The organism is Ruegeria sp. HKCCA5839 (assembly GCF_013035585.1).
Lineage (GTDB): Bacteria > Pseudomonadota > Alphaproteobacteria > Rhodobacterales > Rhodobacteraceae > Ruegeria.
Genome location: NZ_WQIE01000015.1, coordinates 1 through 21,296 on the forward strand (window position 1 = coordinate 1; position 21,296 = coordinate 21,296).

Here is a 21,296-nt window from a genome sequence, read left to right on the forward strand (position 1 = left end):
GCACCGAGATGGTCATGCCCGGCGACAACGTGTCGTTCGGCGTTGAGCTGATCGCGCCCATCGCAATGGAAAACGGCCTCCGCTTCGCCATCCGCGAAGGCGGCCGCACCGTCGGCGCCGGCGTTGTGTCGAAAATCATCGAGTAAGGCGCGCTTGCCGCGCCTGGTTGCGGCAGGCGATTTTCCATAGGAAAATCTGCCGGGAGCAACTCGGTTAAACTAAAGAAGGCCGTCCCAAACCGGGGCGGCCTTTTTCTTTTTTGCTCAAGCCGACTGAGATGCTAACCTCTTCCGTATTTAGACGTAGCAATTAGAAAGAGGTCACAAGATGTGTTTCTCGGCTCGTTCACTTTGTTTTGTCACCGCAGTCACCGCAATTATTAGCTTTTCTTCCCCAGTGTCATCACAACAAATCGCGGACAGGATCTATCTCGGGGGTCCAATCGTTACGATGAATGACACGGCACCTTCAGCCGAAGCAGTTGCCGTCAAGGATGGGCGCATTCTAGCGGTGGGGTCACTTTCTGATGTGTCGACCCACCAAGGGGACAAGACCGAAACCTATGATTTGGATGGCCGCGCGATGCTTCCGGGTTTCGTCGACAGCCACGGTCATGTCGTCATGGGAGGCTTGCAGGCTCTCTCTGCGAACCTTCTTTCACCGCCCGATGGCGAGGTTGTTGATATAGCCAGTCTGCAATCCACTCTTTCAGCATGGGCCGAAGAGAATGCGCAGGCTGTTGAACAAGTGAAAATGATCATTGGGTTTGGCTATGACAATGCTCAACTAAAGGAACTGCGCCACCCGACACGGGAAGAACTGGACAAAGTGTCTGAGGATTTGCCTGTCGTAATCGTTCACCAGTCCGGGCACTTGGGTGTTGCAAACTCAAAAGCCTTGGAACTGGCGGGCATCACAGCTGCTTCAGAGGCTCCCGCGGGGGGCGTGATTCAGCGGGACGAAAGCGGTGAGCCAAACGGCGTTCTGGAAGAATACGCATTCTTTTCCGTCCTTGTGCCCATGTTAGGAAATTTGGGTGAGGATGGACTGGCAGAATTTGCCAAAGCGGGCACAAAGCTTTGGGCGAAATTTGGATACACAACCGGGCAAGAAGGTCGATCCTCTGGTGAAATTGTCGAGGTTCTAAGGAAAGTCGCTGCCGAAGACGGGCTTCCCATCGACGTCGTAGCGTTCCCGGATGTTCTCGAAGCCAGGGAATATATTGGTGCCAACACTTCCATGAACTATGACAACCGGGTTCGGGTCGGTGGCTGTAAGCTTACAATTGACGGTTCGCCACAGGGGTTCACAGCGTTACGGGACCGACCCTATTACGACCCGGTCGGGAACTATGCTGCCGGGTATGCGGGATACGCTGCCATCACTATGGAACAACTCCAGGACGCAGTGAACTGGTGCTACGAAAACGGGTTCCAAATTATTGTTCATTCCAACGGTGAGGGTGCGTCTGATATGCTTATCGCAGCCCTCGAAGAAGCGCAGATCAAGTATGGCGACCCCGGCAACCGTCCGGTTCTGGTTCACGGGCAGTTTCTAAGAGAGGATCAGGTCGCTAGCTTCAAACGGCTCGGGGTTTTTCCATCGCTTTTCCCAATGCATACGTTTTATTGGGGCGACTGGCATCGGGATCACACGGTTGGGCCAGTGAATGCCGACAACATCTCGCCGACCGGTTGGCTGCGCGAGCGCGATATGATCTTCGGCACGCACCATGATGCTCCGGTGGCTTTTCCAGACAGCATGCGTGTCCTTGCCGCGACGGTCACCCGGCGCACCCGGTCCGGCGACATTTTGGGCCCGCATCAAAGGGTTGATGTCATGACTGCCTTGAAAGCCATGACAATCTGGCCCGCCTGGCAGCATTTCGAGGAAGATGCGAAGGGTTCTATCGAAGTTGGAAAGGTCGCGGATTTTGTGATCCTGTCAGACGATCCCACGGCGGTCGATCCAGAGACGTTGGCGGAACTTGAAGTACGTGTGACCATCAAGGGCGACGAAGTGATCTATGAAGCTGAAGGCGATATCAGAGAAGGAAATCTGCAATTCTCGCCATTTTCAAATGACCCTGTGATCGCTCATCTTTTCCTGCACGCGGTATATCAGGGCATGAAGGTCGAAGAGCCGTGGCTTGTTGAGAACTAGCCTGTTGGTGTCAGGGAAGCGAAACGACGCAGTAATGGTTAGGCCGGGCGATAACGTTGGCTACACCGTCGAGATGATCGCGGCCATCGCAATGAAAAACGGCCTCCGCTTCGCCATCCGCGAAGGCGGCCGCACCGTCGGCGCGGGCGTCGTGTCGAAGATTATCGAGTAAGGCGGCTCTGCCGACTGGTGGGCGGCAGTTGCTCTGAAAGAGCAATGAGAGCCCACACCGTTGAACTAAAGAAGGCCGTCCCAGAAAGGGGGCGGCCTTTTCTTATGTTTCTAAGATGCAACCTTCTTGTGTATTGAAACCTAATAGTTCTGTGAGTAGCGCTTCCTTGTGAAGATTGTTCCTCCACGACCGGATTGAGGTGTGTAAATGACTAAAGAACCAAACATTTCGGAAGCGCTCGCGCACCTTACTGCGGCAATTCGTGGGCGTTGGGACAAACTGGGTTTTTTTGAAGGCGAGCATGGTTCGTTTGCGACTGGCCATACACCTACGGTCGCCCCGCAGGCATATCTTTGCCGCTTCTATGCTGGATTGATTGGCGATCAGCTTGCACAGGCAGAAGAAGAAAGTGACAGACATCTGCCAACCCAATACGCAGACTTCCTAAGAGAATATAATGGTGCGAGCATTATGGGAATCACTCTTTTTGGTGCAACCGGAGGTCAATATGCAAGAGCGTTAGACGACGTTATCGGGCAACCGATTAGCTTAAGGTATCAGAATGCGTATTACCTAAGGCCGGATTACGTCCCGGAAGGTCATTTTGGAATAGGGTCCATGAATGGTGAATGGTATTCTCAAGGCCAACTCTATTTAACCAGCGCTGGCGAAGTCGAACTCATCAATAAGGACCACGATTTGATTGGGGCCCGATGGTCAAGCATGGCTGAATTTTTGAAACAAGAAGTTTCACGCCAGATGAAACGATATGACGATGCCGGGAATGAGATTACCTCGGTGAAACGATTGCCCGGTGAAACGTCAAATTGGGAACAGCTTGCAAAGGAAGTCCATGACAAAAGTGACACTACCGGAGGATTGTTCGGGCGATTCAGGCGATTTCTGCATCGAAGCTAACGACAGATTTGAGCACTAAGTTATCGACTGAGGTTCATACTCTGCGAAAACTCGTTAAACCCCTTGCCAAACCCCACCAACCCCACTAATACGCGCGAGTTCTCAATAAGAACGTCAAGGCGGGGTGATTCCCGCCTTTTGGGTTCGATGAGGGTTGGCGATGCGCGTCTGTCCTCCTCTCAACCTCAACGCCTGATAAAAGGCTGTATCTATGCAAAGCCAAAATATCCGTATTCGGCTGAAGGCATTTGACTATCGCGTTCTGGATGCCAGCACGCAAGAGATCGTCAACACTGCCAAGCGGACCGGCGCGAACGTGCGCGGCCCAATCCCGCTGCCGAACAAGATTGAGAAGTTCACGGTTCTCCGTGGCCCTCACGTTGACAAGAAATCCCGCGACCAGTTCGAGATCCGTACGCACAAGCGTCTGCTCGACATCGTTGATCCGACCCCCCAGACCGTTGACGCGCTGATGAAGCTCGACCTCGCTGCTGGTGTGGATGTCGAGATCAAGCTGCAGTCGTAAGATCGGAGGGTATAGATTATGCGCTCTGGTATTATCGCAAAAAAAGTTGGCATGACCCGCCTGTTCATGGAAGACGGCAAGCAGATCCCTGTGACCGTTCTTCACCTGGACAACCTGCAGGTTGTTGCACAGCGGACCGCTGACAAAGACGGCTACACCGCCGTTCAGCTGGGCGCTGGTGCTGCCAAGGCAAAACGCACCTCGAAAGCCATGCGCGGTCACTATGCCGCTGCCAAGGTCGAGCCCAAGCGTAAGCTGGCCGAGTTCCGCGTCTCCGAAGATGGCCTGATCGATGTGGGCGCCGAGATTTCGGCAGAACACTTCCTGGAAGGTCAGAAGGTTGACGTTTCGGGCACCTCGATCGGTAAAGGCTTTGCCGGTGCGATGAAGCGCTGGAACTTTGGTGGTCTGCGCGCCTCGCACGGTGTTTCGATCAGCCACCGTTCGCACGGTTCGACCGGTCAGTGTCAGGACCCGGGCAAGGTGTTCAAAGGCAAGAAGATGGCCGGTCACATGGGTGCCGCCCGTGTCACCACCCAGAACCTCGAGGTCGTAAAAACCGACGCCGACCGTGGTCTGGTCTTCATCAAAGGCGCCGTTCCCGGACCGAAATCGGGCTGGGTCACCGTCAAGGACGCCGTCAAGAAGAAAGCACCGGAAGGCTTGCCTTTCCCGGCTGCTGTGAAGTCGGCCGTATCTGAGGCAACCGAAGCTCCTGCGGAAGAAGCACCCGCGGAAGGTGGTGAAGCATGAAACTTGATGTAATCAAACTGGACGGCGGCAAAGCCGGCAACATCGAGCTGAACGCCGAACTGTTCGGGCTCGAGCCGCGCGCGGACATCCTGCACCGTGTGGTCCGTTGGCAGCGCAACAACGCGCAGGCCGGCACCCACAAGGTCAAGACCCGCTCGGAAACCAGCTACTCGACCAAGAAGATCTATCGCCAGAAGGGCACCGGTGGCGCACGCCATGGTGACCGCAACGCGCCGATCTTCCGCAAGGGTGGTATCTACAAGGGCCCGACCCCACGTTCGCACGGCCACGACCTGCCGAAAAAGTTCCGCAAGCTTGGCCTGCGCCACGCTCTGTCGGCCAAAGCCAAAGCAGGTGAGCTGGTTGTGATCGAGAACGCCGAAGCCGAAGGCAAGACCGCCGCTCTGGCCAAACAGGTTGCAAACCTGGGCTGGAAACGCGCTCTGGTCATCGACGGCGCGACCGTGAACGAAGGGTTCCTGAAAGCGTCCAAGAACATCGAAGGTCTGGATATCCTGCCGTCGATGGGCGCAAACGTCTATGACATCCTCAAGCGTGACACCCTGGTGCTCACCAAAGCGGCTGTCGAAGCACTGGAGGCTCGTCTGAAATGAGCGCGAAGGCAGAACATTACGACGTGATCCGCAAGCCGGTCATCACCGAAAAGTCGACCATGGCGTCCGAAAACGGCGCGGTTGTCTTTGAAGTGGCGATCGACAGCAACAAGCCGCAGATCAAAGAGGCCGTTGAGGCGCTGTTTGGTGTAAAGGTCAAAGCGGTGAACACCACCGTGACCAAAGGCAAAGTCAAGCGGTTCCGCGGCCAGCTGGGCCGTCGGAAAGACGTCAAGAAAGCATATGTGACCCTGGAAGAGGGCAACACCATCGACGTGAGCACCGGTCTCTGATCGGATCACGTTTGTGGAGAGAAATAAAGGCCCCCGCGAGAGCGGGGGTTTTTTTATTTTCGACGATGACTTAGAATCTGATCAAGTCAACCTAAGGAAGAAATTTGTGAAGCTAGTTTCGTTTTCGGTCGAAAATTATCGCTCTATTACAACGGCACGAAAAATTCCTCTTTCAGACTATTCTCTTTTGGTCGGTGCGAATAATGAAGGGAAGTCCAACATTCTCCATGCACTAACGCTTGCTATGAACGCTCTCGTGGAATGGCATCGACAAGTGAGGAGGACTGTCGACGGAAGGGTGATAAAAAGCCCGTCAGGAGCGGTAATTCGGCGCCACGGCCGGATTGGATATGATTGGGAGACGGATTTTCCGGTTGGCAAGCAGGGTCGAGCGACTGCTGCAAGCACCACGAACATTACGTTAGAATTTGAACTCGATGAGGCTGAAACTGCAGAGTTCAAAGATGAAATAAAGAGCAATCTTAATGGAACGCTTCCGCTAATGATCGCCTTTGGTCAGCGTACATTTGACGTATCCGTAAGAAAACCCGGTAGAGGTCAAGCTACCCTAACGAAAAAGAGTACAAGAATAGCGGACTTTGTATCTCAACGGATCAGGTTTGAGTACATTCCTGCAATACGCACGGCGCAATCTGCCACCAAAGTCATTTCTCGACTAGTCGAGCGGGAGCTTTATCGATTGGAAAGTGACCCTGAGTACGCAGGCGCTGTCAGGAAGATTGAAGAGTTGCAGCAGCCAGTTTTCGACGAGCTTGCAAACACCATTCAGACAACAGTTTCAAACTTTCTTCCGGGCGTTAAATCCGTCGAGTTGAAAAGCAGAAGCGAGTCTCGTTTCCAATCGCTTCGACGTGACGTTGAAATCATTGTCGACGATGGTAATTTGACCAAGTTGCACCGCAAAGGGGATGGTGTGCAAAGCCTAGTAGCGCTTGCTTTGATGCGTCATGGTTCGGAACAAAACGAAGAGGATGTGAGCACTGTAATTGCGATTGAGGAGCCAGAATCTCATTTGCACCCAAGAGCGGTTCATGAACTTCGATCAGTGATTGAAACTCTTGCTCGGAAAAACCAAGTGGTTCTTACCAGCCACTCTCCACTATTTGTTAACCCGCACGACCTCAGAAATACGATTATTGTAAAAGCTAGCAAGGCGGCACCCGCATCTCACGTCGGAGAGATAAGGGAAGCACTTGGAGTTCGATTCTCAGACAATCTGGAAAACGCAAGATTGGTTCTCTTAGTAGAAGGTACCGACGATGCAAAGGTTCTGAAACAAGTTCTTTTCAACCGGAGCCCAATTCTGCAAAAAGCTCTAGAGGCCGGCACGGTGACTTTCGATCATCTAGGTAGTGCGAGCGGACTACGCCAGAAGGCATCATTTTACCGCGCAGGCGCCTGCCTAGTACAGTGCTTCTTAGATGACGACAGCGCTGGGCAATCTGCCACTAAAAGAGCGCTTGATGACAAAGTGCTCAAGTTGCGAGATGTAAATTTATGTTCCGTTCCACATCTCGATGAAGCCGAGCTAGAAGATCTTTATGATAAGTCTGTTTATTCAAGCGCGTTCCTGGCTGAATTTGGCGTAGATCCTAAAAGGAAGCCGAAGGGTAAGGTCAAACAAAAATGGTCCAACTTTATTGAGCGTTTGTTTAAGGAGGCAGGAAAGCCTTGGAATGAGAGTGTTAAATTTGAAGTAAAACACTGGCTAGCAGAGTTCGCGGCTGAGAATTCCGAGAAGATAATAAACTCCAAAATTTCTGGTCCGATCGACAGCTTTATATCGACTGCTGAAGAAAAGTTGCCGAGAGCTTAGTGTTGGTGAGTTTCGGCGTGCTTTGTTGTCAAATGTCCTAGTGCACCTATAGACACCCACCCCCAACACTGCTAAACGCTCCCAATCTTGCGGCCTCGGATTCGTTCCGGGGCCTCTGATATTTGTAACCGGGGACCTTCGGGGCCCTTCACTTCGGGCACCTACGGGGGCCTATCACATAGCGGGGAAATCCCCTGCACTTGCTAAACGGAAGACAGAAAGCATGGCACTCAAGTCGTACAAGCCGACGACGCCGGGCCAGCGCGGGCTGGTGCTGATCGACCGTTCGGAGCTTTGGAAAGGACGTCCGGTCAAATCTCTTACAGAGGGTTTGACCAAATCGGGCGGCCGGAACAACACCGGACGGATCACTTCACGCCGCCGCGGCGGTGGCGCAAAGCGTCTCTACCGGATCGTTGACTTCAAACGGAACAAAATGGATGTCGCGGCAACCGTCGAGCGGATCGAATATGACCCGAACCGGACCGCATTCATCGCACTGGTAAAATACGAAGACGGCGAGCAGGCCTATATCCTGGCGCCTCAGCGTCTGGCTGTTGGTGACAAGGTCATCGCGTCGGCAAAGGCCGATATCAAGCCGGGCAACGCAATGCCGTTCTCGGGCATGCCCATCGGTACCATCGTCCACAACATCGAGATGAAGCCTGGCAAAGGCGGTCAGATCGCGCGTGCGGCAGGTACTTACGCTCAGTTCGTTGGTCGCGATGGCGGCTACGCTCAGATCCGTCTGAGCTCGGGCGAGCTGCGCATGGTCCGTCAGGAATGCATGGCCACCGTTGGTGCCGTGTCCAACCCCGACAACAGCAACCAGAACCTCGGTAAAGCCGGTCGTATGCGCCACAAGGGCGTGCGTCCGTCGGTTCGTGGTGTTGCAATGAACCCGATCGATCACCCGCACGGTGGTGGTGAAGGTCGGACCTCGGGTGGCCGTACGCCGGTTACTCCGTGGGGTAAGGACACCAAGGGTAAGCGTACCCGCAACAAGAACAAAGCGTCCCAGAAGCTGATCATCCGCTCGCGGCACGCCAAGAAGAAGGGACGTTAATCTATGTCTCGCTCTGTTTGGAAGGGTCCTTTCGTCGATGCTTACGTGCTGAAAAAAGCCGAAGCAGCGCGCGAGTCGGGCCGTAACGAAGTCATCAAAATCTGGTCGCGTCGTTCCACCATTCTGCCCCAGTTCGTGGGTCTGACTTTTGGTGTGTACAACGGCCAGAAGCACATTCCCGTCAACGTCTCGGAAGACATGATCGGTCAGAAGTTCGGTGAATACTCGCCGACCCGCACCTATTATGGCCACGCCGCAGACAAAAAAGCGAAGCGGAAGTAAGTCATGGGCAAGGAAAAGAACCCCCGCCGCGTGGCTGAAAACGAAGCAATGGCGAAAACCCGCATGCTTCGCACCAGCCCGCAGAAACTGAACCTGGTGGCGCAGATGATCCGCGGCAAGAAAGTCGAGAAGGCCCTGACCGACCTGACTTTCAGCAACAAGCGTATCGCGCAGGACGTCAAGAAGTGCCTGCAATCCGCAATCGCCAACGCCGAGAACAACCACAACCTGGATGTCGACGAACTGATCGTCGCCGAAGCCTGGGTTGGCAAGAACCTGGTCATGAAACGCGGTCGTCCGCGGGCTCGTGGCCGTTTTGGTGCGCTGAAAAAGCCGTTCTCGGAGATCACCATCAAGGTGCGTCAAGTTGAGGAGCAAGCCTAATGGGTCATAAAGTCAATCCGATCGGCATGCGCCTGCAGGTCAACCGCACCTGGGATAGCCGCTGGTACGCCGACACCAAGGACTACGGTGATCTTCTGCTGGAAGACCTCAAGATCCGTGAGTTCATCAACAAAGAGTGCAAGCAGGCCGGTGTTGCCCGTGTGATCATTGAACGTCCGCACAAGAAGTGCCGCGTCACGATTCACACAGCGCGTCCCGGTGTCATCATCGGCAAGAAAGGTGCAGACATCGAAGTGCTGCGCAAAAAGCTTGCTCGCATGACCGACAGCGAGCTGCACCTGAACATCGTCGAAGTGCGCAAGCCCGAGCTTGACGCGCAGCTGGTTGCCGAGTCCATCGCTCAGCAGCTGGAGCGTCGCGTTTCGTTCCGTCGCGCAATGAAGCGTTCGGTTCAGAATGCCATGCGCATGGGCGCCCTGGGGATCCGGGTGAACGTCGCTGGTCGTCTGGGCGGCGCCGAAATCGCACGGACCGAGTGGTATCGCGAAGGCCGCGTGCCTCTGCACACTCTGCGTGCTGACATCGATTACGCACATGCCGAAGCGATGACCCCCTACGGGATCATCGGGATCAAGGTCTGGATCTTCAAAGGTGAGATCATGGAGCACGATCCGCAGGCACGTGACCGTAAAGCACAGGAACTCCAGGACGGCCCTGCACCTCGTGGTGCTGGTGGCGGTCGTCGCTAAGGAGGGAAAGATATGCTTCAACCAAAGCGTACTAAATTCCGCAAGATGCACAAAGGCCGGATCAAGGGCGAAGCCAAGGGCGGCTCTGATCTGAACTTTGGCACTTACGGTCTGAAAGCTCTGCAGCCCGAGCGCGTCACTGCGCGTCAGATCGAAGCTGCACGTCGTGCCATGACGCGTCACATGAAGCGTCAGGGCCGCGTCTGGATCCGCATTTTCCCTGACACTCCGGTCACGGCCAAGCCGATCGAAGTGCGGATGGGTAAAGGTAAAGGTTCGGTTGACCGCTGGGTTTGCAAGGTCAAGCCCGGTCGCGTGATGTTCGAGATCGACGGCGTCAATGACGACATCGCCCGCGAGGCCCTGCGCCTGGCTGCGATGAAACTGCCGGTCAAGACCCGCGTTGTGGTCCGCGAAGACTGGTAAGCGATCTGGGGCTCAGGCCTTGTTCGTGACAAGATTGACCCCCGTCGGGAAACCGGCGGGGGTCTACTTTTTGGGGGGCGCTGCCCCCACCGCGGCAAGCCGCGCCTCCCCCGAGATATTTTTGAACAGAAGAAGACAGGATCCGTTCTTCATCTGGTTAAAAATATCCCGGAGCGCGAGGCAGAGCCTCGCAAAACACCCATCGCCAAGGGCGCGCGGCTGATATAAAGCGGGCCCATGGCCCAGATTGAATCGCTCTTCGTTACCCGTCTTTACCGTGCAGCCCTGTCCGAGTTCGATCCGAAGATCGACGCCGAGGAGTTGGAAAATTCGTGCCTTGTCATTGCCGAGGACGATGAAGCCGGGCAGGAGTGGTGCGAGGAAAACGGCTATCCCGGCTATACCAGCTATGCCTCGTTGACCGATTTGCCCTGGCGGTTTCCGATCTTTGCGGATCTGGTTTCAGTTCTGGATCAGCATGTCGCAGCCTTTGCGAAAGATCTGGAATTCGATCTGGGCGAGGGCGCGCTGAAGCTGGAGGACCTGTGGATCAATATCTTGCCCGAAGGCGGGATGCATTCCAGCCATATCCACCCGCACAGCGTGATCTCGGGCACGACCTATGTGGCGATGCCCGAAGGGGCGAGTGCATTGAAACTGGAGGACCCCCGCTCAGGTCGCATGATGGCCGCGCCGACGCGGATCAAAGGCGGGCGGCGGGATTTGCAGTCGTTCATCTATATGAAGCCGCAGGTCGGCGACGTCTTGCTGTGGGAAAGCTGGCTGCGGCATGAGGTGCCGATGAACATGGCCGAGGACGAGCGGATCAGTGTCAGCTTTAACTACAAGTGGGATTAATCCTTGTATCAGGCAATCAATGGAAGCTGCGACACCGGTGTTCTGGGTTGGGGTATTGGTGCTGTTTGTATTGATTTCACATCGAACAGGCTGGAACTTTCGTGAGAGCATAATGGTACTTATCGGACTGCGGGGCTCTGGCAACGTAACTACGCTTGAGTTGTTAGTTGGGGCAGGGACAATCGGCGGCACATTTTTTGTGTTCTTGCAGGTGTTGGACGCTTGTAAGCCTTCTTGAACCGGAGATGGGTTTCAGGACATTCGGTTTCCCCAAACTTCCTCTTGCCACCCACCCTCTTAACCCTTATACGGCGGCATCTTGCGGTCTCCCGGCTATGTCGGGCGATTCGTATGTCTATCATTCATCCACCAGGTCCAAGGTGACCCTGTAACGGGGCCTTCTGGTGTTTTGAGCAAAGGAAAAAGGCGATGAACGCCCAAGAACTGCGTGACAAGACCCCGGACCAGCTCCGCGAGGAACTGGCCAACCTGAAGAAAGAAAGCTTTAACCTGCGCTTTCAACAGGCAACCGGTCAGCTGGAAAACACAGCCGGCATCAAAGCGGCCCGCCGCAATGCTGCCCGTGTCAAAACCATTCTGAACGAAAAGGCCGCTGCTGCGGCATCCGAGGAGTAATCAGATGCCCAAGCGTATCCTGCAAGGCACCGTGACCAGCGACGCCAACGAACAGACCGTAACCGTATCCGTCGAGCGCCGCTTTACGCATCCGGTTCTGAAGAAAACCATCCGGAAGTCCAAGAAATACCGGGCTCACGATGAAAAGAACGCCTTCAAGGTCGGTGACACCGTTCGCATCATCGAATGCGCACCGAAATCGAAGACGAAACGTTGGGAAGTTCTGGAGGCGTAAGCCCCCAGGACTTTTCATTTGTCGAAACCCTGGGGGATCTAAACAGAACAGCCCCCACAGGTCGGGAGAAACCAAATGATCCAGATGCAGACCAATCTGGATGTCGCTGACAACTCTGGCGCTCGCCGAGTTCAGTGCATCAAGGTCCTGGGTGGTTCCAAGCGTAAATACGCCTCCGTTGGCGACATCATTGTCGTCTCGGTGAAGGAAGCCATCCCGCGCGGCCGCGTGAAAAAAGGGGACGTCCGCAAGGCCGTCGTCGTGCGCACCGCCAAGGAAGTCCGTCGCGAAGACGGCACCGCGATCCGTTTCGATCGCAACGCCGCCGTCATCCTGAACAACAACAACGAGCCGATCGGTACCCGTATCTTTGGCCCCGTTGTGCGTGAACTGCGCGGCAAGAACTTCATGAAAATCATCTCGCTGGCTCCGGAGGTGCTGTAATCATGGCTGCTAAACTCCGCAAAGGCGACAAGGTCGTCGTACTGGCTGGCAAGGACAAGGGCAAAGAGGGAACCATTTCCTCGGTTGACCCAAAAGCCGGTAAAGCTGTTGTCGATGGCATCAACATCGCCATCCGCCACACCCGCCAGACCCAGAATTCGCAAGGCGGTCGTCTGCCTCAGGCAAACCCGATTGACTTGTCAAACCTGGCTCTGCTGGACGCAAACGGCAAAGCAACCCGCGTTGGCTTCCGTATGGAAGGTGACAAGAAGGTACGTTTTGCCAAGACCACGGGGGACGTGATCGATGCTTGATACCGCAAACTATACCCCGCGTCTGAAAGCTCAGTACGCTGAAACCATCCGCGCCGCTCTGAAAGAAGAGTTCGGCTATAAGAACGACATGCAGCTGCCCAAGCTGGAGAAAATCGTTCTGAACATCGGTTGTGGTGCCGAGGCCGTTAAGGACTCGAAGAAAGCAAAAGCTGCTGTCGAAGATCTGACCGCGATTGCAGGTCAGCAGGCGGTTGCAACCAAGGCGAAGAAATCGATTGCGGGTTTCCGCGTCCGTGAAGACATGCCGCTGGGTGCCAAAGTGACCCTCCGCGGTGACCGGATGTATGAATTCCTGGATCGTCTGATCACCATCGCGCTGCCGCGCGTGCGTGACTTCCGCGGTGTGAAACCCTCGTTCGATGGTCGTGGCAACTTTGCCATGGGCATGAAAGAGCACATCGTGTTCCCCGAGATCGACTTCGACAAGGTCGATGAGGTCTGGGGCCTGGATATCGTAATTGCCACCACAGCGAAAACCGACGCTGAAGCGAAAAGCCTGTTGAAAGCGTTCAACATGCCGTTCAACGCGTAAGCGCCCGGAGGATTAAGACATGGCTAAAAAAGCAATGATCGAACGCGAGAAGAAGCGCGAACGCCTGGTGGCCAAATATGCCGCAAAGCGTGCCGAGCTGAAAGAAATCGCGAATGACGAGAGCAAGCCGATGGAAGAGCGTTTCAAAGCGCGTCTGAAACTGGCGAAACTGCCGCGCAACAGCTCGGCTACCCGTCTGCACAACCGTTGTCAGCTGACCGGTCGTCCCCACGCTTACTATCGTAAGCTCAAGGTCAGCCGTATCGCGCTGCGCGAGCTGGGTTCTGCTGGTCAGATCCCCGGCATGGTGAAATCGAGCTGGTAAGGGAGACATAGATATGAATGATCCTATCGGCGATATGCTCACCCGTATCCGCAACGCGCAAATGCGCGGCAAGTCCACCGTATCCACCCCGGCATCCAAGCTGCGCGGTTGGGTTCTGGACGTGCTGGCGGACGAAGGCTACATCCGTGGCTATGAAAAGACGACCGGTGAAAACGGTCATCCGGCCATTGAAATCAGCCTGAAATACTACGAAGGCACCCCTGTTATTCGCGAGCTGAAGCGGGTTTCCAAGCCCGGTCGTCGCGTCTACATGGGCGTCAATGACATCCCGCAGGTCCGTCAGGGTCTGGGCGTGTCGATTGTCAGCACTCCGAAAGGTGTGATGTCGGACGCAAACGCGCGCTCCAACAATGTTGGCGGCGAAGTGCTCTGCACCGTCTTCTAAGGAGGTCTGCAATGTCTCGTATTGGTAAAAAACCGGTCGAGCTGCCCAGCGGCGTTACCGCCTCTGTGTCGGGTCAGACCATCGAAGTGAAGGGTCCGAAAGGCACCCGTAGCTTTACCGCCACCGACGACGTGACGCTGTCGGTTGAAGACAACGTGGTCAAGATCGACCCCCGTGGCATGTCAAAGCGTGCCCGCCAGCAATGGGGCATGAGCCGCACTATGGTTGCCAATCTGGTGACCGGCGTGACGACTGGCTTCAAAAAAGAGCTGGAGATTCAGGGTGTTGGTTACCGGGCGCAGATGCAGGGCAATACCCTGAAGCTGAACCTGGGTTACAGCCACGACGTTGATTTCACTGCTCCGGAAGGTGTCACCATCACCGCGCCGAAGCAGACCGAAATCGTTGTGGAAGGCATCGACCAGCAGCTGGTGGGCGAAACCGCGGCCAAAATCCGCGAGTGGCGCCGTCCCGAGCCGTATAAAGGCAAGGGCATCCGCTATAAGGGCGAGTTCATCTTCCGCAAGGAAGGCAAGAAGAAGTAAGGACGCAGAAAATGGCAAACAGCAAAAGAACCCTGTTTCTGAAGCGCCGCCTGCGCGTTCGGAACAAACTTCGCAAGGTCAATGCAGGCCGAGTGCGCCTGTCGATCCACCGCTCGAACAAGAACATCTCTGTTCAGCTGATCGACGATGTGCGCGGTGTGACCCTGGCCTCGGCCTCGACCCTGGAAAAGGATCTGGGCGTTGTTGGCAAGAACAACATCGAAGCGGCCACCAAAGTGGGCGCGGCCATCGCAGAGCGTGCCAAGAAGGCTGGCGTCGAAGAGGCCTATTTCGATCGTGGGGGCTTCCTGTTCCACGGCAAGGTGAAGGCAGTCGCCGACGCCGCGCGTGAAGGTGGTCTTAAGATCTAAGACCAAGCGCATCCCGAAAACTGGGTACCGGTTTTCGGATCAAGATGCGCGATATCAAAGATTGCGGGCGGGTTTCGATCCGCCCCGATGATCCGGGGGCCTCGGCGACAGTCGGGGCTCACTTGGATTGAAGCAAACGGCGCCGAGAGCGCCACATGAGAAAAGGGATGCCAAATGGCAGAACGTGAAAACCGTCGGGGCCGTGGCCGCGACCGTGAGGAAGCACCGGAATTTGCCGACCGTCTGGTCGCCATCAACCGTGTGTCGAAAACCGTAAAAGGTGGTAAGCGCTTTGGCTTCGCCGCTCTGGTGGTTGTCGGCGATCAGAAAGGCCGTGTGGGCTTTGGCAAGGGTAAAGCGAAAGAAGTACCCGAGGCGATCCGCAAGGCCACTGAACAGGCCAAGCGTCAGATGATCCGCGTGCAGCTGCGCGAAGGTCGTACCCTGCACCACGACATCGAGGGCCGTCACGGCGCCGGTAAAGTGGTCATGCGCACCGCACCTGAAGGTACTGGTATCATCGCCGGTGGTCCGATGCGTGCTGTGTTCGAAATGCTGGGCGTCAAGGACGTTGTGTCCAAGTCGCTGGGCTCACAGAACCCCTATAACATGATCCGCGCCACCATGAACGGCCTGCAAAAAGAGCAGAGCCCCCGTTCAGTCGCCGCGCGTCGTGGCAAGAAAGTTGCTGACATCCTGCCCAAGCGGGACGAAGCACCGGCTGCCGCCGAAGCTGAAGCGTAAGGAGAGCGAACCATGGCTAAAACCATCGTCGTCAAGCAGATCGGTTCCCCGATCCGCCGCCCCGCCGAACAGCGCGCAACCCTGATCGGTCTGGGCCTGAACAAGATGCACAAAACCCGCGAACTGGAGGACACCCCTTCGGTCCGCGGTATGGTCAACAAGATCCCGCATCTGGTCGAGATCATCGAAGAACGCGGCTAAACGCGAATTCTTTGTAGAACTTGAAACGCTCTCGACGACGTCGGGGGCGTTTTTTGTTTATCTGTTTGCATAGAGCTCAGGTGGATTGAGGCAGAACCTGTGTTGGCGTCAGATCGAGTTGAGTTAAGGGCCCTTGTTCACCATAGTTTTTTCAAGGGTTTGGATCGTCGCTGCCAATACCAAGGTTTTGACCAATCAATGAAAGCGCTTTTTGGTTCAGGAACCCTTCAACAAGAGTGTACAACACGCTTCACCAACCCACCGATCGGCGCTAGTCTCTGACCTACGCAACGCTAAAAGGAGCGGCCCGATGTCTCTATTGTCTAAACTCTTCGGTGGCGCAGAAAAGTCCAAGCCCGAGCCGGTTTTGTACAAAGAGTTCGAGATTTTCCCCGACTTGATGGCCGAGGGCAACAAGTTCCGCCTGATGGCGCGTATTGAAAAGAGCATCGACGGAGATCGCAAGACCCATACAATGATCCGGGCAGATGTCTTTGAAAGTCGGGATCAGGCCGAAAGCGTCAGCATCGCCAAGGCGAAACAGGTGATTGACGAACAGGGCGAGCGCATGTTCGACTAGTGAACAGTTCGTTTGCTTCCCGGACCGCACCCATAGATGGAATTAATCACCATCGCCGACGAGGGATCTAAGCAATGGTCGGGACACACGCATTCAGTTCTTTTTTCTGAACATTTGGTTCATGAAAACCCCATTGAAAAATTGCTTTTCACTGTTGCAGTGACGCACGTAAAGCCGAGTTTGCATAATAATTCAGGCGGCCGTGCCGTTGCCAAAAGTAGCAACGAAGACTGATCAATACTGGCCTCGTGCCATACCCAAAACGCATAACGGCTAGACCGAAACCTGTGTTGTTAGCGCTGCCAAACACTCCTATCTGAGCCCTGTCCCAAAAGGAACAAATGGAAACGCCCGGGGAATACGCCTCGGTACAGAAAGGAATAGAAATATGGCACATACAGCTACACTGACACATAACGGATTTGGCCTGAGCGCCCGGTTTGCAGCACTGGTCGAGCGCGTAAAAGAAGCCCGCGCACGGTCGGCGGAATACAACCGCACCTTCCACGAACTGCAGAGCCTGAGCGATCGTGAGCTCAACGATATCGGCGTGCGTCGTTGCGACATCGCGGATATCGCGCGCGATCACGCATACTGCGCGTAACATCCCAACCACACACTCACCAAGAGGCGTCGGCATCCCGGCGCCTCTTTTGTTTTGCAGCATCAAAAGCACGGCCTGTCTCCTGCTTCACAATCTGATCGTTGCGCAGCGACGGCAAAATTGCTTACTGCTGGTTCAGGCCGCGAAACTCCTTTGCGGATCAAGTGCAGAAAGTCGGCAGCGTGCGGGAATACCAGATTGGAATGTTATGGGTCGATGGCCCCCTTAGCTTTCTTGAGCAGCTTTGCATCAAATCGTTCTTGGATGCCGGACAGCATGTATGCCTCTATACCTACGGAGATGTGACGCACATCCCAGACGGGGTTGAGCGTCGCGACGCCAGAACCATTCTTCCCGACAGCGAGTTTATAACGCATGGCCGAACCGGAAGCCCGGCACCGCATTCTGACAAGTTTCGATATCGTATGTTGGTGCAGGAACCCGATCTGATCTGGGCGGATACCGATGCCTATTGCGTGAAGCCATTTTCAACGCCTAACGGTCACTATTATGGCTACCTCGAAGGTGAGGTTGCGATTGGGGTGCTTGCGATGCCGCGCGATAGCGAAGCCTTGGGTTTGCTTAATACCTACACCCAAGATCCCTATCTTATTCCGCCTTGGACCCCGAAACGTATCCGGATACCGCTGCAAGAGGCGCAGGGAAAAGGCGAACCCATCAACGTGCCTGAGGTCTACTGGGGTGCCTGGGGTCCCAAGGCGATCACATGGGCGCTTACGAAGACGAAAGAAATCGAACACGCTTTGCCCGAACACGTGTTTTATCCTGTGAATTTCTCGCGGCGCAGGGCATTGGCGCGTCCAGGTGCGGACCTGTCAGCGTTTATGAAAGAGGACACCGTTTCCATTCACTTTTATGGCAGACGGATGCGGTCGATTTTATCCAACAAGTACGGCGGCATACCTGACCCGAACAGCCTTGTCGGACAGTTGGTTGCAAAGCATGGGATCGATCCCAGAGAAGCGCCGATTTTTGCGCATGGGTCTTGACCGATTGCCTGTAGCCTAAGATCGGAACTTGCATCGAAAGTCGCAACGCTGTAGAGCGCTCCGGTGGATTTTGCTCCACGAGAATCAAAATCAAGAAATGCCGTGTTTGACCCATCACGCTTCGGGGGTCACATCCGGCTTAGGAGAAGCGAAATGAAACTGAACGAATTGCGCGACAATCCTGGCGCCGCACCCAAACGCACTCGCGTCGGTCGAGGCCCCGGTTCCGGCAAGGGTAAGATGGGTGGCCGTGGTATCAAAGGTCAGAAATCCCGCTCGGGTGTGGCCATCAACGGCTATGAAGGCGGCCAGATGCCTTTGTACCAGCGCTTGCCCAAGCGTGGCTTTAACAAGCCGAACCGCAAGGAATTTGCCGTTATCAACCTGGGCCTGATCCAGAAATTCATCGACGCCGGCAAGCTCGACGCCAAAGCAGCGATCACTGAAGACGCTTTGGTTGCTTCGGGCCTGGTGCGTCGCAAACTGGATGGTGTCCGCGTTCTGGCCAAAGGCGAAATCAGCGCCAAAGTGAACCTGGAAGTGACCGGTGCTTCGAAATCTGCCGTCGAGGCAGTCGAAAAAGCGGGCGGATCATTGACGGTCACAAAAGCTGCTGCGGCAGAGTAAGCGCTTGTGAGCGGGCCGAGACCTGCTTACATAGAGCACTAAGTTTTCCCAGACGCCGCCCGAGCCGGAAAACGGTTCCGGGCGGTGTTTTCATAAGAGAGACCGATTTATGGTATCAGCAGCAGAACAAATGGCAGCCAACACAAGCTGGGCTGCTTTGGGCAAAGCCACCGATCTGCGCAACCGCATCCTGTTCACGCTGGGTTTGCTGATCGTCTATCGCCTGGGCACCTTTATTCCGGTGCCGGGGATTGACGGGCAAGCGCTGCGCGAGTTCATGGAACAAGCGGGGCAAGGCATCGGCGGCATGGTTTCGATGTTCACCGGTGGGGCGCTGGGGCGGATGGGTATCTTCGCCCTTGGGATCATGCCCTATATCTCGGCCTCGATCATCGTGCAGCTGCTGACATCGATGGTACCGGCGCTTGAACAGCTCAAGAAAGAGGGCGAACAGGGCCGTAAGAAGATCAACCAATACACCCGTTTCGGCACCGTGGCATTGGCCACCGTGCAGGCCTATGGGCTTGCGGTATCGCTGGAATCGGGTGATCTGGCCACCGATCCGGGCCTGTATTTCCGTATGTCGACCATGATCACGCTGGTCGGCGGGACCATGTTCCTGATGTGGCTTGGTGAGCAGATCACCGCGCGCGGTATCGGCAACGGCATCTCGCTAATCATCTTTGTTGGCATCATCGCCGAGGTTCCGGCTGCGCTGGCGCAGTTCTTTGCAAGCGGTCGCAGCGGTGCGATCAGCCCCGCCGTGATCGTGGGCGTGATCATCATGGTTATCGCCGTCATTACCTTTGTGGTGTTCATGGAGCGCGCCTTGCGCAAGATCCATATTCAGTATCCGCGCCGTCAGGCCGGTATGAAGGTCTATGAGGGCGGATCAAGCCATCTGCCGGTCAAAGTGAACCCTGCGGGCGTGATCCCGGCGATCTTTGCAAGCTCGCTCCTGTTGCTGCCTGTGACGATCTCGACGTTTTCATCAGGGGCCACCAATGGGCCGGTGATGTCCTGGTTGCTCGCCAATTTCGGCCCCGGACAGCCGCTTTACCTGCTGTTCTTTGCCTCGATGATCGTGTTCTTTGCGTATTTCTATACGTTCAACGTGGCCTTCAAACCGGATGACGTGGCGGACAACCTGAAAAAGCAAAACGGTTTTGTCCCCGGTATTCGCCCCGGCAAGAAAACCTCGGAGTATCTGGAATACGTGGTCAACCGGGTGCTGGTTTTGGGCTCGGCTTATCTGGCGGCTGTCTGTCTGTTGCCCGAGATCCTGCGGGGCCAGTTTGCCATTCCGTTCTATTTCGGCGGTACTTCGGTTCTGATTATCGTCTCGGTCACCATGGACACGATCCAACAGGTCCAAAGCCACCTGCTGGCGCACCAATACGAGGGGCTGATCGAAAAGTCCCAACTGCGCGGCAAGGGTAAAAAACGCGGTAAGAAGGCTCCGGCGCGTCGATGAACATCATTCTTCTCGGCCCCCCGGGGGCAGGTAAAGGGACGCAAGCGCGTCATCTGGTTGAAACCCGCGGAATGGTGCAACTGAGCACTGGCGATATGTTGCGCGAGGCCAAGGACAGCGGCACTGAAATGGGCAACCGCGTGGCCGAAGTGATGGCCAAGGGCGAGTTGGTCACTGACGAGATCGTCATCGGCCTGATCCGAGAAAAGCTGGAGCAGGGCGCAAAGGGCGGGTTCATCTTTGACGGCTTCCCGCGCACATTGGCGCAGGCGGACGCTTTGGGTGATCTGCTGGACAGCACCGGTGAAAAACTGGATGCCGTGATCGCGATGGAGGTCAATGACGATGCGCTGGTCGCACGGATCACGGCGCGGTCGACCTGTGGTGGTTGTGGTGAGGTCTATAATGACATCACCAAACCGATCCCGGCGGATGGCAAATGCACCAACTGCGGCAAAGAGAATGACTTCAAACGCCGCGCAGACGACAATGAGGAAAGCCTCAAGACCCGTCTGATGGAATACTATAAAAAGACCTCGATGTTGATCGGCTACTACCACGCCAAGGGCAATCTGTCTTGGGTTGATGGCTTGGGCGAGATCGAAGAGGTTCAGGGCGCGATCGCAGGCGTGTTGGACGCCTAACCCAGCTTGTTCTGAATATGGGCTTGACGACACGTTCAAAAGCCCATATCGACCCCCATCCCCAATGGGAATCAAGACCGCAGGCGGGATTCGCCCCGTTTGCCCCGACCACCTCGAATAATGCTGAACCCTCTGGCGACACTGCCACGGTAAAGCGTTGTGAAAAAAGGTTCTGGAGTTACGGAACCGCAACGAAAAGGAAAGTGACACGTGGCACGTATTGCCGGCGTAAACATCCCGACTGCAAAGCGGGTACCTATCGCCCTCACATATATCACCGGTATCGGCAACACCTCGGCGAAAGCGATCTGCGAAGCCGTGGGCATTGAAGCGCATCGTCGCGTCAACGAGCTGTCGGACGCCGAAGTACTGAAAATCCGCGAATACATCGACGAAAACTTCACCGTTGAAGGTGATCTGCGTCGTGAAGTTCAGATGAACGTCAAGCGCCTGATGGATCTGGGCTGCTATCGCGGTCTGCGTCACCGCCGTAACCTGCCGGTTCGCGGTCAGCGCACCCACACCAATGCTCGTACCCGCAAAGGCCCCGCAAAGGCCATTGCCGGTAAGAAGAAATAAGG

Annotated in this window: 32 protein-coding genes and 2 pseudogenes; all 34 read left to right on the forward strand. The window is 55.5% G+C overall.

Annotation, left to right across the window (positions count from 1 at the left end):
• Positions 1 to 146 (forward strand): annotated as a pseudogene (tuf, locus tag GOV38_RS21305) (elongation factor Tu); the annotation flags it as partial.
• A gap of 304 nt (positions 147 to 450) precedes the next feature.
• Complete coding sequence (locus tag GOV38_RS21310; RefSeq protein ID WP_254430543.1) at positions 451 to 2,163, forward strand: amidohydrolase; 1,713 nt, start codon at positions 451 to 453, stop codon at positions 2,161 to 2,163.
• Between the two features lie 25 nt (positions 2,164 to 2,188).
• A pseudogene (gene tuf / locus GOV38_RS21315) lies at positions 2,189 to 2,335 on the forward strand (elongation factor Tu); the annotation flags it as partial.
• A 207-nt stretch (positions 2,336 to 2,542) separates the two neighbouring features.
• Positions 2,543 to 3,253, forward strand: coding sequence for an SMI1/KNR4 family protein (locus tag GOV38_RS21320; protein ID WP_171208791.1), 711 nt, complete (start codon positions 2,543 to 2,545; stop codon positions 3,251 to 3,253).
• Between the two features lie 211 nt (positions 3,254 to 3,464).
• The gene (gene rpsJ / locus GOV38_RS21325) at positions 3,465 to 3,779 is read left to right on the forward strand and encodes a 30S ribosomal protein S10 (RefSeq protein ID WP_008756422.1); all 315 of its coding nucleotides are present in this window, start codon (positions 3,465 to 3,467) and stop codon (positions 3,777 to 3,779) included.
• An 18-nt stretch (positions 3,780 to 3,797) separates the two neighbouring features.
• Complete coding sequence (gene rplC / locus GOV38_RS21330; RefSeq protein WP_171133753.1) at positions 3,798 to 4,532, forward strand: 50S ribosomal protein L3; 735 nt, start codon at positions 3,798 to 3,800, stop codon at positions 4,530 to 4,532.
• Complete coding sequence (gene rplD / locus GOV38_RS21335; RefSeq protein WP_171102852.1) at positions 4,529 to 5,146, forward strand: 50S ribosomal protein L4; 618 nt, start codon at positions 4,529 to 4,531, stop codon at positions 5,144 to 5,146. Before rplC ends, rplD begins: the two co-directional genes overlap by 4 nt.
• On the forward strand, positions 5,143 to 5,439 hold the full coding sequence (locus tag GOV38_RS21340) for a 50S ribosomal protein L23 (RefSeq protein WP_010437040.1): 297 nt from the start codon (positions 5,143 to 5,145) through the stop codon (positions 5,437 to 5,439). The genes rplD and GOV38_RS21340 overlap by 4 nt, the downstream gene beginning before the upstream one ends.
• A gap of 106 nt (positions 5,440 to 5,545) precedes the next feature.
• Positions 5,546 to 7,276: an AAA family ATPase gene (locus GOV38_RS21345; protein WP_171208790.1), complete on the forward strand. Its 1,731-nt coding sequence runs from the start codon at positions 5,546 to 5,548 to the stop codon at positions 7,274 to 7,276.
• Between the two features lie 223 nt (positions 7,277 to 7,499).
• Positions 7,500 to 8,342 carry a 50S ribosomal protein L2 gene (gene rplB / locus GOV38_RS21350; RefSeq protein ID WP_171133751.1) on the forward strand — a complete coding sequence of 281 codons (843 nt, stop codon included), beginning with the start codon at positions 7,500 to 7,502 and terminating at the stop codon, positions 8,340 to 8,342.
• A 3-nt stretch (positions 8,343 to 8,345) separates the two neighbouring features.
• On the forward strand, positions 8,346 to 8,624 hold the full coding sequence (gene rpsS, locus GOV38_RS21355; protein ID WP_005980699.1) for a 30S ribosomal protein S19: 279 nt from the start codon (positions 8,346 to 8,348) through the stop codon (positions 8,622 to 8,624).
• A gap of 3 nt (positions 8,625 to 8,627) precedes the next feature.
• Positions 8,628 to 9,008 carry a 50S ribosomal protein L22 gene (gene rplV, locus GOV38_RS21360; RefSeq protein ID WP_171102866.1) on the forward strand — a complete coding sequence of 127 codons (381 nt, stop codon included), beginning with the start codon at positions 8,628 to 8,630 and terminating at the stop codon, positions 9,006 to 9,008.
• The gene (gene rpsC, locus GOV38_RS21365; protein WP_008758042.1) at positions 9,008 to 9,718 is read left to right on the forward strand and encodes a 30S ribosomal protein S3; all 711 of its coding nucleotides are present in this window, start codon (positions 9,008 to 9,010) and stop codon (positions 9,716 to 9,718) included. Before rplV ends, rpsC begins: the two co-directional genes overlap by 1 nt.
• A 12-nt stretch (positions 9,719 to 9,730) precedes the next feature.
• Positions 9,731 to 10,144 (forward strand): 50S ribosomal protein L16, encoded by a 414-nt coding sequence (gene rplP, locus GOV38_RS21370; protein ID WP_171102868.1) that lies wholly within the window; start codon positions 9,731 to 9,733, stop codon positions 10,142 to 10,144.
• A 237-nt stretch (positions 10,145 to 10,381) separates the two neighbouring features.
• Positions 10,382 to 11,002: a 2OG-Fe(II) oxygenase family protein gene (locus tag GOV38_RS21375; RefSeq protein ID WP_171133750.1), complete on the forward strand. Its 621-nt coding sequence runs from the start codon at positions 10,382 to 10,384 to the stop codon at positions 11,000 to 11,002.
• A gap of 429 nt (positions 11,003 to 11,431) precedes the next feature.
• On the forward strand, positions 11,432 to 11,638 hold the full coding sequence (rpmC, locus tag GOV38_RS21380) for a 50S ribosomal protein L29 (protein ID WP_010437082.1): 207 nt from the start codon (positions 11,432 to 11,434) through the stop codon (positions 11,636 to 11,638).
• A 4-nt stretch (positions 11,639 to 11,642) separates the two neighbouring features.
• Positions 11,643 to 11,873: a 30S ribosomal protein S17 gene (gene rpsQ / locus GOV38_RS21385; RefSeq protein WP_068340771.1), complete on the forward strand. Its 231-nt coding sequence runs from the start codon at positions 11,643 to 11,645 to the stop codon at positions 11,871 to 11,873.
• Between the two features lie 75 nt (positions 11,874 to 11,948).
• Positions 11,949 to 12,317, forward strand: a complete 369-nt coding sequence (gene rplN, locus GOV38_RS21390; protein WP_039523372.1) for a 50S ribosomal protein L14 — start codon at positions 11,949 to 11,951, stop codon at positions 12,315 to 12,317.
• A gap of 2 nt (positions 12,318 to 12,319) precedes the next feature.
• On the forward strand, positions 12,320 to 12,631 hold the full coding sequence (rplX, locus tag GOV38_RS21395) for a 50S ribosomal protein L24 (protein ID WP_170576057.1): 312 nt from the start codon (positions 12,320 to 12,322) through the stop codon (positions 12,629 to 12,631).
• On the forward strand, positions 12,624 to 13,184 hold the full coding sequence (gene rplE / locus GOV38_RS21400; RefSeq protein ID WP_171102872.1) for a 50S ribosomal protein L5: 561 nt from the start codon (positions 12,624 to 12,626) through the stop codon (positions 13,182 to 13,184). The genes rplX and rplE overlap by 8 nt, the downstream gene beginning before the upstream one ends.
• Before the next feature lie 19 nt (positions 13,185 to 13,203).
• Entirely contained in the window at positions 13,204 to 13,509 is a 306-nt protein-coding gene (gene rpsN / locus GOV38_RS21405) for a 30S ribosomal protein S14 (protein WP_010437098.1), read from the forward strand.
• Between the two features lie 13 nt (positions 13,510 to 13,522).
• Positions 13,523 to 13,915, forward strand: a complete 393-nt coding sequence (gene rpsH / locus GOV38_RS21410) for a 30S ribosomal protein S8 (RefSeq protein WP_068340741.1) — start codon at positions 13,523 to 13,525, stop codon at positions 13,913 to 13,915.
• 11 nt (positions 13,916 to 13,926) lie between these two features.
• Positions 13,927 to 14,460, forward strand: coding sequence for a 50S ribosomal protein L6 (gene rplF, locus GOV38_RS21415; protein WP_170467582.1), 534 nt, complete (start codon positions 13,927 to 13,929; stop codon positions 14,458 to 14,460).
• Positions 14,461 to 14,471: 11 nt separating this feature from the next.
• Complete coding sequence (gene rplR / locus GOV38_RS21420; protein WP_171102875.1) at positions 14,472 to 14,831, forward strand: 50S ribosomal protein L18; 360 nt, start codon at positions 14,472 to 14,474, stop codon at positions 14,829 to 14,831.
• Positions 14,832 to 15,005: 174 nt separating this feature from the next.
• Positions 15,006 to 15,575, forward strand: coding sequence for a 30S ribosomal protein S5 (gene rpsE / locus GOV38_RS21425; protein WP_171102877.1), 570 nt, complete (start codon positions 15,006 to 15,008; stop codon positions 15,573 to 15,575).
• Positions 15,576 to 15,587: 12 nt separating this feature from the next.
• The gene (gene rpmD, locus GOV38_RS21430; RefSeq protein WP_008757946.1) at positions 15,588 to 15,776 is read left to right on the forward strand and encodes a 50S ribosomal protein L30; all 189 of its coding nucleotides are present in this window, start codon (positions 15,588 to 15,590) and stop codon (positions 15,774 to 15,776) included.
• A 310-nt stretch (positions 15,777 to 16,086) separates the two neighbouring features.
• Positions 16,087 to 16,356 carry an HlyU family transcriptional regulator gene (locus GOV38_RS21435; RefSeq protein WP_171208789.1) on the forward strand — a complete coding sequence of 90 codons (270 nt, stop codon included), beginning with the start codon at positions 16,087 to 16,089 and terminating at the stop codon, positions 16,354 to 16,356.
• A gap of 36 nt (positions 16,357 to 16,392) precedes the next feature.
• Positions 16,393 to 16,590 carry a hypothetical protein gene (locus GOV38_RS21440; protein WP_171208788.1) on the forward strand — a complete coding sequence of 66 codons (198 nt, stop codon included), beginning with the start codon at positions 16,393 to 16,395 and terminating at the stop codon, positions 16,588 to 16,590.
• 154 nt (positions 16,591 to 16,744) lie between these two features.
• The gene (locus GOV38_RS21445) at positions 16,745 to 16,960 is read left to right on the forward strand and encodes a DUF1127 domain-containing protein (protein ID WP_171102879.1); all 216 of its coding nucleotides are present in this window, start codon (positions 16,745 to 16,747) and stop codon (positions 16,958 to 16,960) included.
• 101 nt (positions 16,961 to 17,061) lie between these two features.
• A complete protein-coding gene (locus GOV38_RS21450; protein ID WP_254453177.1) occupies positions 17,062 to 17,970 on the forward strand; it encodes a hypothetical protein in 909 nt (302 codons plus the stop codon).
• Between the two features lie 153 nt (positions 17,971 to 18,123).
• Positions 18,124 to 18,597 (forward strand): 50S ribosomal protein L15, encoded by a 474-nt coding sequence (rplO, locus tag GOV38_RS21455; RefSeq protein ID WP_171133749.1) that lies wholly within the window; start codon positions 18,124 to 18,126, stop codon positions 18,595 to 18,597.
• Between the two features lie 109 nt (positions 18,598 to 18,706).
• Entirely contained in the window at positions 18,707 to 20,071 is a 1,365-nt protein-coding gene (secY, locus tag GOV38_RS21460) for a preprotein translocase subunit SecY (protein ID WP_171102882.1), read from the forward strand.
• Entirely contained in the window at positions 20,068 to 20,715 is a 648-nt protein-coding gene (locus tag GOV38_RS21465; protein WP_171102883.1) for an adenylate kinase, read from the forward strand. The genes secY and GOV38_RS21465 overlap by 4 nt, the downstream gene beginning before the upstream one ends.
• 210 nt (positions 20,716 to 20,925) lie before the next feature.
• Entirely contained in the window at positions 20,926 to 21,294 is a 369-nt protein-coding gene (rpsM, locus tag GOV38_RS21470) for a 30S ribosomal protein S13 (protein ID WP_171102884.1), read from the forward strand.
• Positions 21,295 to 21,296 lie beyond the last annotated feature (2 nt).